Annotated in this window: 16 protein-coding genes; 5 read left to right on the top strand and 11 right to left on the bottom strand. The window is 42.4% G+C overall.

Annotated elements, in window-relative coordinates; all coding sequences use genetic code 11:
• Positions 1-13: 13 nt before the first annotated feature.
• From LDL35_RS08055 to LDL35_RS08065, 3 genes are all read left to right on the top strand, one after another.
• Complete coding sequence (locus LDL35_RS08055; RefSeq protein ID WP_304021418.1) at positions 14-1,075, top strand: hypothetical protein; 1,062 nt, start codon at positions 14-16, stop codon at positions 1,073-1,075.
• A gap of 245 nt (positions 1,076-1,320) precedes the next feature.
• Positions 1,321-2,184, top strand: coding sequence for a hypothetical protein (locus tag LDL35_RS08060; protein ID WP_304021421.1), 864 nt, complete (start codon positions 1,321-1,323; stop codon positions 2,182-2,184).
• A gap of 132 nt (positions 2,185-2,316) precedes the next feature.
• Positions 2,317-3,306, top strand: coding sequence for a hypothetical protein (locus LDL35_RS08065; protein ID WP_304021424.1), 990 nt, complete (start codon positions 2,317-2,319; stop codon positions 3,304-3,306).
• An 83-nt stretch (positions 3,307-3,389) separates the two neighbouring features.
• Here LDL35_RS08065 and LDL35_RS08070 read toward each other — a convergent pair whose 3' ends face one another.
• From LDL35_RS08070 to LDL35_RS08095, 6 genes are all read right to left on the bottom strand, one after another.
• On the bottom strand, positions 3,390-4,073 hold the full coding sequence (locus tag LDL35_RS08070) for a dipeptide/oligopeptide/nickel ABC transporter ATP-binding protein (RefSeq protein WP_304021426.1): 684 nt from the start codon (positions 4,071-4,073) through the stop codon (positions 3,390-3,392).
• Positions 4,058-5,002 (bottom strand): ABC transporter ATP-binding protein, encoded by a 945-nt coding sequence (locus LDL35_RS08075; RefSeq protein WP_304021428.1) that lies wholly within the window; start codon positions 5,000-5,002, stop codon positions 4,058-4,060. The genes LDL35_RS08070 and LDL35_RS08075 overlap by 16 nt, the downstream gene beginning before the upstream one ends.
• Positions 4,999-5,838 (bottom strand): ABC transporter permease, encoded by an 840-nt coding sequence (locus LDL35_RS08080; protein ID WP_304021430.1) that lies wholly within the window; start codon positions 5,836-5,838, stop codon positions 4,999-5,001. The genes LDL35_RS08075 and LDL35_RS08080 overlap by 4 nt, the downstream gene beginning before the upstream one ends.
• A complete protein-coding gene (locus LDL35_RS08085) occupies positions 5,835-6,803 on the bottom strand; it encodes an ABC transporter permease (protein ID WP_304021431.1) in 969 nt (322 codons plus the stop codon). Before LDL35_RS08085 ends, LDL35_RS08080 begins: the two co-directional genes overlap by 4 nt.
• A 19-nt stretch (positions 6,804-6,822) precedes the next feature.
• Positions 6,823-8,325: an ABC transporter substrate-binding protein gene (locus LDL35_RS08090; RefSeq protein ID WP_304021433.1), complete on the bottom strand. Its 1,503-nt coding sequence runs from the start codon at positions 8,323-8,325 to the stop codon at positions 6,823-6,825.
• Between the two features lie 292 nt (positions 8,326-8,617).
• Positions 8,618-9,007: a helix-turn-helix domain-containing protein gene (locus LDL35_RS08095; protein ID WP_304021436.1), complete on the bottom strand. Its 390-nt coding sequence runs from the start codon at positions 9,005-9,007 to the stop codon at positions 8,618-8,620.
• A 243-nt stretch (positions 9,008-9,250) separates the two neighbouring features.
• Between LDL35_RS08095 and LDL35_RS08100 the strand changes: the two genes are divergently transcribed.
• Together LDL35_RS08100 and LDL35_RS08105 are read left to right on the top strand one after the other, a co-directional pair.
• Positions 9,251-10,180 (top strand): ATP-binding cassette domain-containing protein, encoded by a 930-nt coding sequence (locus LDL35_RS08100; RefSeq protein ID WP_304021438.1) that lies wholly within the window; start codon positions 9,251-9,253, stop codon positions 10,178-10,180.
• Positions 10,177-10,932: an ABC transporter permease gene (locus LDL35_RS08105; RefSeq protein ID WP_304021440.1), complete on the top strand. Its 756-nt coding sequence runs from the start codon at positions 10,177-10,179 to the stop codon at positions 10,930-10,932. The genes LDL35_RS08100 and LDL35_RS08105 overlap by 4 nt, the downstream gene beginning before the upstream one ends.
• A gap of 28 nt (positions 10,933-10,960) precedes the next feature.
• Here the strand turns inward: LDL35_RS08105 and LDL35_RS08110 are convergent, their stop codons facing one another.
• The 5 genes from LDL35_RS08110 to LDL35_RS08130 all read right to left on the bottom strand — a co-directional run.
• Positions 10,961-11,737: a P-loop NTPase gene (locus tag LDL35_RS08110; RefSeq protein WP_304021443.1), complete on the bottom strand. Its 777-nt coding sequence runs from the start codon at positions 11,735-11,737 to the stop codon at positions 10,961-10,963.
• Positions 11,738-11,772: 35 nt separating this feature from the next.
• Positions 11,773-12,609, bottom strand: a complete 837-nt coding sequence (locus LDL35_RS08115) for a class I SAM-dependent methyltransferase (protein ID WP_304021445.1) — start codon at positions 12,607-12,609, stop codon at positions 11,773-11,775.
• Between the two features lie 34 nt (positions 12,610-12,643).
• Entirely contained in the window at positions 12,644-13,414 is a 771-nt protein-coding gene (locus LDL35_RS08120) for an ABC transporter ATP-binding protein (RefSeq protein WP_304021447.1), read from the bottom strand.
• Positions 13,411-14,481, bottom strand: a complete 1,071-nt coding sequence (locus tag LDL35_RS08125; RefSeq protein ID WP_304021451.1) for an iron ABC transporter permease — start codon at positions 14,479-14,481, stop codon at positions 13,411-13,413. The genes LDL35_RS08120 and LDL35_RS08125 overlap by 4 nt, the downstream gene beginning before the upstream one ends.
• Positions 14,482-14,526: 45 nt before the next feature.
• The coding region (locus LDL35_RS08130) for an iron ABC transporter substrate-binding protein (RefSeq protein WP_304021449.1) at positions 14,527-15,483 on the bottom strand (957 nt) is incomplete at its 5' end.

A 15,483-nucleotide genomic window follows, 5' to 3' on the forward strand; every position in this document is an offset into this window, starting at 1 on the left:
CTTAAAGTGATATATGGACAATCACGTTGCTCTACCTCATACAATTCTTCAGTGGAATCTAACCCTCCCTCCTCATACTTCCCAGCCAGGAGTTGTCATACTAATTCCTGACTGGGTGTATGGACTGCTTCCCCTATGTGGGCCCGGAGTACGAAAAGACATCTGGATCAGGGAGGAAAAATTCATTGATGAGATATACCGTTTTTTTTATCAGAGCGGATTTGGCGTACTTACCCTGTCTTGTCCAATGGAAGCTGATGAAATTCCATCTGATGCTACCATATTAGCTGCTACACAAATCCCCGATGCATATGTAACAATAAAAAAATTAATGAAAGAATCCTCCTGTAATCTGAATAAATCTGTAATATTCGGGCATGGATTTGGAGTGTGTATGATGTGTGAGCTGGTTGCATATGGTCTGAAACCCGCAGGATTTATAGTTGCAAGTGGTATCTATTCGGATGTTGAATCAATTCTTACTCAGAAATATTTCCCTTTTAAGGATCTGAATCTGCAATCTGCCGGGGTAGAGAACCATTCTCCGGTTGATCCTGATACTGCACTGATTATAAAGAACCTTGGAAAGATCCTGCAGGCAGCCCGAAGAGGAAGAGAAAAGATTAAACTGAAGGAATTGAATCATTTCCTCGAGTTACCGATTCCAAAAAGATTATTTTCAGATGAATCATCACCCTCTGCATTATTATCCACACTTGATGCCCCATCTGTAATTCTACATGGTTCAGGGGATCTGGATATTTCAGTAACGAATGCCTTTTTTCTTGAGACCAAATTAAAACAGAAGAACAATTCTGTAAGTCGGATTGTAATGCTTGATGATGATCACTGGTTCAGGGAGATGCCACATGATATGGCGGAACGAATACGGGACCGATTATCTGGTGAATGCATTCAACACCCGATTGATAAGCGTTTTTTAAAAAATGTGCAGATATTTGTCGAGGATGTACTAAAGATTCGTCGAACAAAAAAGGATATACCAGATATCATCACGGTTACGGATTCGACCATGACTTCATCATCCATGCCGGGAATAGAAAAAATTATCTGAAGATTGCGGGATCCATTTTATGACACACTATGCTCATACATGCAGGGTGATTCTTCATGCGCAATTGAATCAGAATTCATGATCTCTCTATGAAAAATTATTTATTCGTGAGTGTTATTGGTTTTCATGAGAAAAATATTACCCGGTATGAATTACCAAAGTACATGATGCGAGAAAAAATTCTGATTAGTCTGATTTTGTCTTTATTTCTTTCAGTTTTCATATTCACTGCAGGATATGCAGAGGTGAATACAGGAGAACCCTCACAGTCAATGAATCTGGTCAGTTATGATGATACAGTAGGTTTATTTGAGATTCGGATAGTCTCACCGGAGATGCTTGAAACCGTTCTGCTTAATTATGGAAAACAGGCAGTCCCACTCAAAGTTGAACGGGGTCTATTTATTGGCGTTCTTACTCCTGGAATACTGTATTTACGTGGTGATTTGAATGAAGAGGACTTTCCGGTCAGGCAGATTATTCAAGACAGTACTGATGAGAAAGTGGGGAACCATCTGATCGATATCACATTTGGTCGTGATAATTCGAAAACTGAGTTGTTTGATAATACGAAGGAATACCTCATCTGGTTTGATGCGATGTATCGCCCTGAAGATCTTCAGACAATTCGTGAATTTATTGAGGAGATAAATGATCTCTCCCAGACTACCAGGTTCAGTGATGATGATATCGCTCTTCCTTCATATAAGCCAAATTACAATCCGATTCCCTATATTTATTATAAAATTAGCATTGTTGACAAAGATTTGCTGAAGGAAAAGTTGGATAAGCGTGATAGTTCAAAAGAACAGATTCTGAAGGACAATAATGGGGTTTCAGTCGCATTAGTTCGAAATGATCATCTCTTTCTTCTGAATGATCTCTCCGGAGATGAACGAAAACATTTCCTTCTCAAAGGACTTCTCTTTAGCATGGGATTTCATGGGGAGAGTAAGTTGCAGGATAGTTTCTTTTATAATCATGGAATTAAGACTGTATTATCTCCATTAGATAAAATGGCAATAGAACTTTTGTATGGGGGACGTCTCCAATCCGGCCTTGATGTTGAGGCAGTGAAGAAAACCCTGGGTATAGTCTCAAAAGAATAATATCAATAAAAATTAAACAAAAAACAATATTTTCAATAGATCTATAGGATCTCTAGAGATCGTAACAACTTAATTATTAATACCAATATTTCGTAATACTATATTAACAAAATATGAAACAGGAGTAATCAAATGAAGTGGTATACCATTTTTTCTCTGGCCTGCCTCGTAGCAATCCTTCTCCCGGCCGGGTGTGTATTCGCATCAGGACCGGAATCGGATCAGTCACCGGTACACAATGAACAAACAACAGCACCAGTATCAAAAAGTCCATCTGAATCCGGCTCTGAAATCCAACGAACGGATGATGATCGGTATTTTTACAATATCAGGATTGTCTCGCCCAAAGACCTGGAATCCATGAAAAATGAATTGAACAGTGATGAATCACTTATCAGAAACGAAAACGGTGACATCATTGGTATCGTCTCTCCTCGAAAACTCTACATCCGGGGAGACCTTGTCGATCTTCAGAAAGAAACTGGCAAGACAGGAAAGACCTTTGATAAAACCGACGTTGCAGAACACCTTGTTGATATTGTCTTTGGTAATGATAATGCAAAACTGAATCTCTTTAAATCCAATAAGGATTACCAGTTCTGGCTTGATGCGTACTACACTACTGATGATACAAAATATCTTCTTGAATTAGCAAAGCTCCTGAATACCCTCTCTGATACAACCGAGTTCGAAGATGAAGAACTGGCTCTCGGGTTCCTGAAGACGAATTATGCAGATGTTCCCTATAATTTCTATAACATCAAGATAATCCCTCAAAAGATGCTTGATGAGTTCAAGGATAATCGAAAGAGTGATGAGCGTCTGATTAAGGATTCAGAGGGAAAACTCATAGGCATTGTAGGAAATGATCACCTGTATCTTGTTGATTCAATGTCATTTGACGATCGGAAATACTACATGCTTTATGGTACACTCTATAGTATGGGGATGCATGGAACAACCTATTCAGAAAAGGATAGTTTCTTTTATCAGGTGGGAGGAGTCAGAAATACTGAATTATCTGACCTTGATAAAGAAGCAATAAAATTACTGTATGGTGGACGGCTCAAGACCGGAATTGATATGGAAGAGATGAAAAAGACCCTGGGCCTGAAGACATAGGGTTAAATTTTCTTTATTTTTCCTTTATTATCTTTTGATTTCTTTCATTTGTTCTACTGATTTCTAATTGAGATAATTTTAATTCATGATAATGCTCCGTTTTCCATAGAATATATACGATCTGACATAAAAGAGAGGACATCAGGGTCATGGGAGATGATGATATATGACATCTTTTCTCTCTTCTTTACTTCTTTAAGTAACCTGAGTATTTGTGCCTGCACTGAAATGTCAAGCCCGGAAGTAGGCTCATCAAGGATTATTAGTTCTGGTTTAATAAGAAGAATGCGGGCAAGAGCAAGACGCTGAGCTTGTCCTCCCGATATTTCATGTGGATACCGGGAGAGAATCTCATCATGTAATCCTACTTCATGCAGGATTTCTGAAAATCCATGCTCGGGCAAAGGAACGCCCGGGAGGTTGATGAGTCGATTCATTGAGGCGCTCAATTTTCTGACCGGATTAAATGAACCTCCCGGATCCTGAAATAAAATCTGGATCTTTCTTCTGATCTCTTTTCGGATCCTGTTATCTGCCGATGATAAAAGAATTGTTCGAAACCATATCTCCCCTTCATCCGGTTCTTCAAGCCCGGCAAGAATCCGGCTTAAGGTGCTCTTCCCACAACCCGATGGTCCACATATTCCTACAGTTTCCCCATCATATACTGCCATGGAAACATTGGTGAGTATATGCTGCCATTCTCCGGTTAATCCGCTTCGATATCGTTTGGATACATTTTTGGCTTCAATCAATACCGATGACATCGTATCATTCTCCCATTCACGTGTGTAAGATTTGCAGGCCTTTTATGGCACATCTTTGTTGCCTGATAACACCGATCTGCAAACCGGCATCCTTCAGGAAGACTGGTCAGTGGAGGAGCACATCCCGGAATTGGATTAAAACCGTTCTCCGGAAGGCTTTGTATCAGACCCCTGGTATATGGATGAGATGGCGAAGAAAGAATTGCATTTACAGGGCCTGCTTCAACAATTTCTCCCGCATACATGACCACGATTTGATGAGCAATAGCATGAGCAAGCCTGATATCATGAGTAATCAGGAGCAAAGTTCTGTTTTCATGTAAAATTTCTTTTAAAGAGGCCTGAATATCTAAAATCCTCGACCTGTCAAGTCCTTTTGTCGGTTCATCAGCGATTACAAGATCCGGCTCAAGAGAGAGGATGATTGCGGTAACAGCACGTTGATTCATCCCTCCGGAACAATGACATGGATACAGCCGGGAAGCATGTTCAGGATCTGAAAACCCTGCTTTCCTCAATGCTTTATAAATGTGTGCCTCGCTCTCTTGTACAGGGACAACCTTATGTATATCCAGTGGGCCGAGTATCTGGTGATACAGCCGGTAGATGGGGTTGAGTGCCCTATCAGGACTTTGGAACATGATACCAATCTCGTTTCCCCTGATACTCTGTAGGGTTCTCTCATTAAGTCTGTAAATATTCAGGTTTTTAAAAATGATTTCACCTTCAACCAGGGAATTTTTAGGAAGCAGACGAAGAATAGCATGAGCAACAACAGATTTTCCGCATCCGGATTCCCCGATGATTGCCGTACATGTCCCTTGCGTGATTCTACAGGAAAAACCGGATACCGCAGGAATTTTTATTCCATCTGAAAGAAAGGTGATGGAAAGGTTTGAAATGTCAAGTAGCGGATCAGGAGAATTCATTTAAATGCCATCTCTGGTTCATTACTTTCATACATCATACCTATACGGGTGATGGCAAGCACCGTTACACATATGCATATCGCAGGAGGGAGGAACCACCACCACATCTCACGAATAAATCCCCCATGGGAAAATGCATCTGCGATCATCTTCCCCCAACTCTCCATCATGGGATCAGACAATCCCAGAAATGAGAGTGAGGCTTCAGATATCATGGCACCAGCAATTGTGAGCATAAATTTTGGCAGAAGAACCGGGTAAATCACCGGGATAATGTCATGAATTATTATTGAAAAAGATGAAAATCCCAGGCACCGGGAAGAAAGGACAAATCCGGAATTACGAATCTGCATAGTCTTTGCCCGTACAACCCTGGCGGTTGTCTCCCAGGAAAACAAACCAAGTACAATGATAAGTATCCAGATGCTGGGATGCAGATATGCTGCTATAAGGATGATCACTGGAATTTTCGGAATAATAAGGGTGATGTCGGTCACTCCCATCATCAGGTCATCAATCCATCCCTGGTGAAAACCACTTGCAATTCCAATAGAGGTTCCGATACATAACGAGAGAATGCCGGCAAAAACGCCAATAATGAGAGATATCCTGGTTGCATAAATAAGAAGTGTCAGAATATCATATCCCATGTCATCAGTGCCGAGCATATGATTCTCATCAGGTTCTCCATACGGTGAAAACCGGATCTCCGGACTATATGGTGAGATAGTCTTTGGAAATATCGCTGCATATACAAATATTCCAAGGATAATGATGCAAAATGTCGGAGTATATCCCATTTTTTTAAGCCATGAAGGTACATATACCACGGTCATGAACTTCTCCTGATTCGGGGATCAATAATGAGAGACATGATATCTGCAGTGATATTGGCAATAATGACAAAGATTGCAATGATCAGGAGTGATCCGGTCAGAATCGGATAATCCCTGGCAAGGATTGCGTCATACATAAGACTCCCCATTCCACTCAGAGAAAAGACGATCTCTATAAAAAGTGCACCTGAAAAAAGAAATCCAAAGTCAAGTGCGATGAGTGCAATGAGTGGAATTATTGCATTTTTTCTGATATGATGGAATAATATCTCCCGTTCAGGAATACCTAGTGACCGGGCAAACTGTGGATAGAGGAGTTCCTTTTCGGTTAAGACCGCACCTCTCATGATAAGAATATTTCTGGAAGCATAAAATGAGATCAGAACCAGCGTTGGCAATGTGAGGTGGTAAAGGATACTTTGAAGATTATAGGTATCATAAAACCCTTTAAAAGGGAATAAACCGAGATGATATACAAATAGGACCAGCGCAAGGAGACTGAGAAGATAGGGCGGGGTTGAAGATATGACAAGGGCTATTGAGGCTATTACATCTGACCACCATTTTCCACTCTGAAAACCCGCTCGTGCTCCAAGAGATATACCAATCCATGCACCAATAATAATGGAGGGAATGGTATACACAAGGGTCCACCATGCTCTGCTGATGAGAATTTCAAAAACAGGTCCATGCATATGATAGGAGTATCCAAGATCTCCATGCATGATCTGGAGACAATATCTGATGAACTGTTCATGAAGCGGGGTATCAAGCCCAAATGCTGCTCGTAATGAATCAATAGTACTCTGTGACAGGTAAATGTCTTCTCCCACCAGGTTCGAGACCGGATCACCGGGCATCATTCTGGGCAGGAGAAAAACTATCAATAAAATACAGAAAAAAGAAAGGAGATATCTGAGCAATTTTTGGGATAAAAAAATACCTGCCGGGTGTATCTTCACCATAAAAAAAAGCCTGGATGGGTCAGGCAGAGGATTTTACACCGGTGAAGGTGAATTCATTCATGATCCCATACAGTGGATTTGAGTACCAGCCAGTAATCTTCTTGTTGTATGGGGTTATATCATTCTTCCAGTACAGAGGAATCCCTGGCAGATTTTCTGCATAATACTCCTGAACTTCCTTTGCATACTCTTTGAGTAAGGTCTGATCAGTTGTACTCAGGATATCATCACAGAGTTTGAGGAAGACTTCATCATCAACGGTATGGAGGACACCCTGCCCCGTTCTCCTGCTGTCAAAATATCCCGTTGCCCATCCGGCATGCATAAGCATTCCCCATGGTGTGGTTCGTGTCAGTGTGATATCATAGTCAAGTTTGTCTTTCATCTCAAACCATGTATTATCTTCAACTGATCTTACCTCAACTCCTATTCCTGCTTTTTCAAGGTACTCTTTCATAAGTTCTGCCTCACGGGCATAGGAATTTCTAATTAATAGGTCAAGAGTAATATCTTTTCCATCTGCTGCTTCTATGATACCATTTCCGTCAGAATCTTTATATCCTGCAGAATCAAGTGTCTTCCTGGCAGTTTCAAGATTATATTCCATTGGCTTTGTCTGAATATACCCATCCATGGCCGGAGGAACAAAGCCCCTGTTCGGCACCTTTCCATATCCAAGTGTTGAAATATCAACTAGTTCCTGGTAATTTATGGCACTACTGACTGCCTCTCTGAATGCTGGATCAGACATAGGTTCCCTTTTCAGGTTAAATCCTAAAAATGTGAGTCCACTTGTCGGTTTCTCCAGCATTTCAAAATTGCCGGTTTTCGTGAGTGAGTCAATGGCTGCATACGGGTATGATGATGCATACTTCCAGTAGGTGTCCATTACACCGCTTTCCAATGCTTTTGCCGCTGCATCTTCATTCTTAAACCAGCTTATCTCGACCGTATCATAATCTGAGATCTTTCCCTTCCAACTTGGATTTCTCTTAAAAATCACCTTTCCTGCATTCAAATCAACATTATCCAGATAATAGGGCCCAGCTCCGACATACGGGCCGGTACTGGTAAACTCATTCGGGTTTTCAATAGACTCCCAGATATGTTTTGGGAGAATACTATACGAGGTAAATTCAAGGGCAAGATTTGTGTAGGGTTTGTTGAATTTGAAGGTTACTTTATTACCGTCAACCTGTGTGTCGGTTAGGGTTTCTCCAATCCAGCCTGCATTCGGAATGCTGGTGCCATACATCTGAATGGAGAATGCAACATCATCTGCCGTTACTGGTGTTCCATCACTCCAGAACTGGTTATCCTTGATAACAAAGGACCACTCTGTATTATCTGGTGATACCTCATAGTGGTCTGCTAGAAGGCCAATTAATTTTCCATTCTCATCCATCTGCATAAGGGGCGGGTTTGAAAGATGGTTAAAAAGACCGAGAGTATAATCGCCGATGAATGCTGGTGACTTGACATCGTTTGTGGTTGCGATACGAAGTATGGCGTCATCTGCCATTACTCCCATAGAGCAGCAGACTGAGACAATGCTCAAAATAAGGAAGAGCAAGGTACACATTTTATGCTGTGATTTCCTCATGATAAATAGTATAATGTGCGCTTTAAATATTAAAAAAATATGATTTGTGTTATTACATATTATAGTGAAATACTACTTGTCTCTAAATAATATTCAATAAATTTCGATCATGCATGATAATCTGAATGAAAGCACTACCTGAATAATGACCCGGAATAATATATATGAAATTTTTATATTTTTCACTGATAACGGCTCATATCGTCCCTCCTCATACAAATTTTTCTTTTGACTGGCATATCCGTTTCCTGCATTTCTTCTCACATCGATCCTTATCACGATAATCATGCTCTGCAGCCCACTTAATAAGAGGCTTTATTGATTCCCAGAGGGTCAGCCCTTCAGTCGTGAGGAAATACTCTACCCTGGGAGGGATTTCAGCAAATGATTCCCGCTCTACGAGCCCCTCATGTACCAGGTCCTTTAAGGTTTCAGATAACGCCTGAGGGTTTATCGAATCTAGTTCGGTTGAGAATTCAGAAAATCTGAGCCTTCCTCTTGTTCCTAACTTGTAAATAATTAAAAGGGCCCATTTTTTCGATATGATGGAAAGTATGCCTCCGGCAGCACATAGATATACATGGTCTTTATCGGTACACATGACGATCATTACTATGAATGTTAGAGTTTAAATAGTATGATTATCATAGTGAAGAGAGGAGACGAGGTGTCGCCTATGTGTTTTCCACAACAGAAAAACAACAAAACCTGTGCATGCAGTGGTAATAACGCACCTGAAACAGAAACATTCTGCGATTGCCATGAGATGAGAAAGAGTTTTGATGAAAGACTCCGTGCTCTTGAGAAGAAATTCGAGTAATTCATCTACTCTTTTTTGGGTATCATGTCTGATGCAATTCTGGTCAAAGACCTTACCAAACATTTTGGTTCAATAACTGCCGTGGATCAGATCTCATTTTCTGTTAAAAAAGGAGAAATCTTTGGATTTCTCGGTCCGAACGGAGCAGGGAAAACGACGACGACACGAATGATCACTGGTATTATAAAACCAGATGCCGGGGAGATTCAGATACTTGGCTACAACATGGTTACCGCTCCTCTTTTGGCAAAACAGAAATGTGGTGTGGTTCCTGAAACGTCAAATGCATATCATGATCTTACTGCCTGGCAGAATCTGATGTTTATGGGAGAGATATTCGGACTTCCTGATGCGTATGCCAGGAGACAATCAGAAACCCTTCTCAGGGCATTTGAATTAACCGAACATGCGGGAAGAAAGGTTCAGTCTTTTTCAAAAGGCATGAAACAACGCCTGGTTCTCGCTATGGCCCTTCTCCATGAGCCAGAGTTACTCTTTCTTGATGAACCGACCAGCGGTCTGGATGTCTCAAGTTCCCGACTGATTCTCTCTATGCTCCGGGAGATGAATAAGCGGGGAGTCACTATCTTTCTTACCACTCATAACATGGATGAAGCAAATAATCTGTGTCACCAGGTGGGTATCATACGGTCTGGAAAGCTAATTGCTATCGATTCTCCTGAAAAACTCAAAAACACAATTGATAGACTTCACCAGGTGGAGGTAAGTTTTGAACAGGAAATATCTGAAGACCTTCTTAGAATTATGCCGGGAATAATACAGATATCCCATATTGGAGACAAATGGAAGATCTCTGGCGAGAATAAAGATGCACTCATCCGCTCACTGGTTCGTTTGAGTGAACGGGAAGGGCTGACGATTATTTCTTTACATACTCTCGCCCCTACACTTGACGATGTATTTCTCCAGCTGACCGGAGGGCAGTATTCATGAATTCCCGGATTATTGGTGAACAGGTTGTGCGGGCATGGGCTGTTGCAAAGAAAGATATCAGAATTTATTACTATAAACCACCGGTGCTGATCTCCGGTATATTAATGCCGGTATTTCTCTACCTCGCATTTCTCATGGGGAGCAAACCTGTACCCATGTCGTTTTTGATCTCCGGACTGCTTGGAATGACATTGTTCTTTACATCAACCGCTGTTTCCCCGGTGGTATTTCCCTGGGAGGGACAGGCAAAAACCTTAGAGCGGCTTGTATCCTGCCCGATTGCCCCGGAGGCTATCATCCTTGGGGATATGATAGCATCCTCGGTATTTGGTATCGCAGTAACTGTGGTTGCACTCATTATCGGTCTGATGCTCGGAGCATCGGTTTTGAACTGGGTTGTACTCATCTGTGCCATTCTTCTGGGAGCCCTGTGCTTTTCAGCAATCGGAATCCTGTTATCTGTTCCGCCAACTGCAATCCCCCAGAATATCATGCTCTTATCAACTCTGGTAAAATTTCCATTGATTTTTATCTCTGGAATTTTTATGCCGGTTGATCAGCTCCCACCGCTGGGTCAGACATTAGCCCTTATTTCGCCCCTTACATACTTTACTGATGTTGTACGGATTTCGTATACCGGTGGTGGAAGTTTTCCGATTGGTTTTGATCTTGGAATGCTGCTAGCATTCACGGTTATCCTGATTGTGGCAAGCGTGGTTCTCCATAAGAAGACCATGCCGCTTCGGATATAATTTTTAAATAGAGAATGTTCCTTGTTCTTTAGGAACTTTTTATCCCGGCGATGATATTCTGGATTACCGGGGTCACAGATTGTGATGAACCTGTTATCTCCTTCCCGTTAAGGCCTGCTGACAGGAGGTCCTGGTCCACAGGGATTTCTCCGATGATTTTGTCTGCAGGGAGATCTTTTCTCATCTGGCTGCTGATTTCCGGTGTGACTTTATTGAGAACAAAGTACATCGGAAGACTTAAGGACGCGGTCATATCTGCAGCTTTTTTAGCGAGAAGAACTGACTCATACGATGGGTCAAGGACCATCAGAACGGCATCAGCTCCTTCCTCAACTCCCCGTCCAAAGTGTTCAAGGCCAGCTTCTGTATCGATGATCACTATCTCGTTATCCGAGAGTTTCAGGTTTTTCAGAAATTGTTTGGCTACAAAACCCATGGGACAGGCACATCCTTCACCGGCATGATGGATCTTTCCGATAGAAAGAAGTTTCACGGAACCGTTTTCTGCAATACAGGCAGAAGGGATGTCCTGAAGCTTCCATTCCTGGTCAAATAACTGTAGATTCATCATGCCCTCAGAACTCTTCATGGCTGACATCATCTTCCCCATAAGCTCCTGTTTTCCTCCCATCTGATCCATAAGATCGGTCGGATGGTTTACTCCAAGGAACCGGTGAAGTCCGAGATTTGATTCATCGGTGTCTACGACCATTACGGTCTTTCCATCTTTTCCATAATACTCTGCAAGAAGGGCGGTCAGAGTGCTTTTTCCGCTGCCTCCTTTTCCACAAATAAGCATCTTCATATTACATGCAACTCCTTGATTTCATGTGATTCATATCATTTTTTAGGAAACTGATTTGTATCCCACCACATACATACCCGTGTGGTCATGCCATTTTCGATGAAAGACTGTCCGTTCATGATAATTTTATCCTTGAGATATTCTTTGATAAGAGGATCATAATTATCAGAACACCCAATCTGACGCCTCATTTCAGAGACTGCATCGTCCATGGATTGATACTTTTTCTCATATTTCATCTCATGCACCGTCATATTCGGGTAGATCCCTTTCTGATACAGTACATTATACAAAACATCAGATTTCGGACCATGTGAGTATGATTTTTTATGTATCTCCGGCCATAACCGTTCCATGTGCCGTTCCCAGGGTGTTGTTCCTGCAAACCAGAAAAGCCATATCTGGCCAGAAGAGACGGCCTGCATCTTATCGATAGCAGTACTGATGTCCGGCATTCCGAGGGAGTACGATGCAACAATGATATCAAATCTTCCCGTAAGATCTGAAGAGGGATCGACATCCTCCCATCGTTTTGGAACAATAGTAAGATTATGGACCTGTAATTCAGCAATCTGGTCCTTCATGACTTCAATCATTCCGGGAGACGGTTCCACGGCAGTAACATGTGCTGCCCGTTCTGCAAATGGAAGAGCAAGTGTCCCGGGACCTGCACCGATATCAAGAATCCGGCTTTCAGGTGTGATCGGAAGTCGTAATAACACCTGCTCAATTCTTTCCGGGTTTTCCCGTGACATATTCAGAAATTCAAGGGCACGCTCTTTTGAATCCCAAAGAGAGGCACAGTCCCCGACTTCTTTAAGTCTGCTCCCTGCTTCATACTGTTCTTTCCATATGTGAGCCCAGTCTATCATTTCAATCCTCAAATTCGAAAAAATTAATGTTTGTTTATGCTTCAGAAGGGCTAAGGCCAGGAACAATGCACCGCACTCCTCCGACCATTCCCATCATTACCGGAAGACCGTATACGTCTTCAATAATCTCCGGTGTAACGGCATCATATGAACCATGGAAGTGGATATATCCGTCTTTTAAAAAGATGAACCGGTCAGCATATCGCAGTGCCTGATTGAGATCATGCATGGTCATCACTGCAGCAATCCCATGTTCTCTTACAATCCCTACAATCGTGGTCAGGATATCCACCTGGTTTTTCAGATCTAGGCTGCTGGTAGGTTCGTCCAAAAGCAAGATCCGGGGTTCCTGAACGAGGGCACGAGCAATGGCGATCTTCTGCAGTTCACCCCCGCTCATCTCATCAATGTACGAGAGGCGGAGATTATCCATTGACAACCGGCTGAAAATGGCATCAACAATACGAAGATCCCGATCACTCACATCCCAACCGATATGAGGCCTTCTGCCGAGAAGAACGGCATCAAACGCAGTGAGCCTTCCGGTCTCAACCCGTTGGGGGACGTATCCTGCCCGACGGGCAATTTCAAGCGTTTCAAGTGTTTGGATCTCAGATCCATCCAGATAAATATGACCCTTTTTCGCTTTGAGTATCCTGTTCAGGCATTTGAGAAGTGTGGTCTTCCCAACCCCGTTGGGACCAAGAATTGCCACAATTTCGCCATGGTTTACCTCAAATGCAATATCATGCAGTACATCGTGATTCCTGTACAAAAAACCGAGTTCCTGAACATTCAGAATCATCGCTTATACCCCCTGATGATAAGATAAATAAATACCGGAGCCCCCATAAAGGCCGTCAGGACTGCAACCGGGAGGACATATGGGGCAACAATGAGTCGTGCAACGGTGTCAGATGCCAGCAGCAGAACACCTCCCATTACGCAGGATCCGGGGATAAGGTACCGTTGATCATCACCGATGATTCGTCGTACCATATGGGGACAGACCAGGCCGACAAATCCGATGACTCCAAGGAATGCAACAAGTACGGCGGTTACCATCGCAGAAATTGTCATTCCAAATAAGCGGACTCGTTCCACATTCACACCTAGGCCTTTTGCAGTCTCATTTCCTGCATCAATCGCATTGTAATTCCACCTGTTAAAGAGAAAATAAATGCAGGCAAGGGTGACAAGGACAGACATAAGGGCGAGTTCAGACCAGCTTGCACGGCTTACATCACCAAATGTCCAGAAGACGACAGCAGCCAGTTGTGTGTCTGATGCAAAATACTGCAGAAACATGGTCCCGGCGGTAAATAATGATGATAATGCCACACCAGTGAGGACCATAATTTCAGGGGATGCTCCCCTGATCCGGGAGATCATAAGTATTACTACGGTTGCAATCATACAGAAGATGAATGCAGATATGGTGGTGATGTACGGGTTATTTATGGTAATCGGGTCAGCAATGGTGGATTGAATTTTTCCTGTTCCAAAAATTATCACTGACACTGCAGCTCCAAATGCACCTGCATTGGATATTCCTAGTGTGAATGGCGATCCCAGAGGATTTCTGAGAATCGACTGCATCGCAACTCCTGCAACAGAAAGACCAATACCTGCAACAATCGCAGTCAATGCCTGTGGAAGCCTGATATTCCAGATGATGGCATCATATTTATGATTCACGTTTTGTCCAAAAAGTGTCATAAGAACATCATATGGTGGTATTGAGACAGCACCAACGGAAATGGATATGATAAACAGAAAGAACAGGAGAATAATTCCAAAAACAATCCAGAGGTATTTTATCCTGACATAACCGAGATAATCAGCGGGGATTTTTCCATCAGCGACATGCACATCTGCCACCTCCGGAAAAAAAAGAAATATGGTTGTTCATCGACATCAAAGAGAGATTTGAGAGAACCCCATGTTTTTATACTGGGAATTAATCTTGTCCAGTGGAGATGAACCAAGGAATTTGGTCATGATCTCATTTGTCTTTGCTTCAGGATCAATATCTGAAAACTTCTCTGGATAGACTATCTTTCCAATGTAGTAAGCATCTGCTAGAACATTCTCATAATTCGTGTTATAGAAGTTGTATGGGAGAACTCCGTAGACCTTTCCTTCTTTCACTGCTGTTAATCCCTGAAGGGCCGGATCATTCTTCAACTCTCCAATTCCTCCTTCGCTGTCCATCTGTAAGGTTCCAACATCCATGAATAAGAATTCAGGATCCCAGTCAACAATTGCTTCCTTTGCAACATCAGCATGTTGAGTTCCCATTTTTCCTGCAACATTCTTGATATTCAGCCATAAGAATGGTGGATATGCCGGTTCAGTTGAGATGATTCCATGAGCTCCTGCATAACTGACACCGCCGACATATGCCGTTTTCTGCTCTGATTCTGGGATATCTTGTGTCCTTCTTTTTAGATCAGCTATAGTCTCTTCGATATAGGAGATCAGTTCATCTGCCCGGTCTTTCTTTCCGATGACATCTCCCATGATTCGCAGCCCATTAAACATATCTGCCTGCTCCTTTGCATCACGAAGTGAGCCATATGCGATCATAACTACCGGGATTTTTGTCTTTTCAGTCAGTTTATTTCCTTCTTCTGCATTTGTCGTTGCGGTAGTTCCAGCTCCTGTAAGCCCGGTTTTAAAGATTAACTGTGGGGCAATTCCAATGATCTTTTCCGGATCATCCTTCCCTCTGAATTCTCCAAATAAGGGATAATCCTTAAACTGTGGGTTCAGGAGTGCATACCCACGTGCATCCATGGTCTGCGGTTCTTTCTCAATACTATCAACACCAACAATAAGGTCCTGTCCCTCAAGGTAGGTAAGGTACCGGAG

It is taken from the genome of Methanospirillum hungatei (assembly GCF_020216685.1).
In the GTDB taxonomy this organism is placed as follows: domain Archaea; phylum Halobacteriota; class Methanomicrobia; order Methanomicrobiales; family Methanospirillaceae; genus Methanospirillum; species Methanospirillum hungatei_B.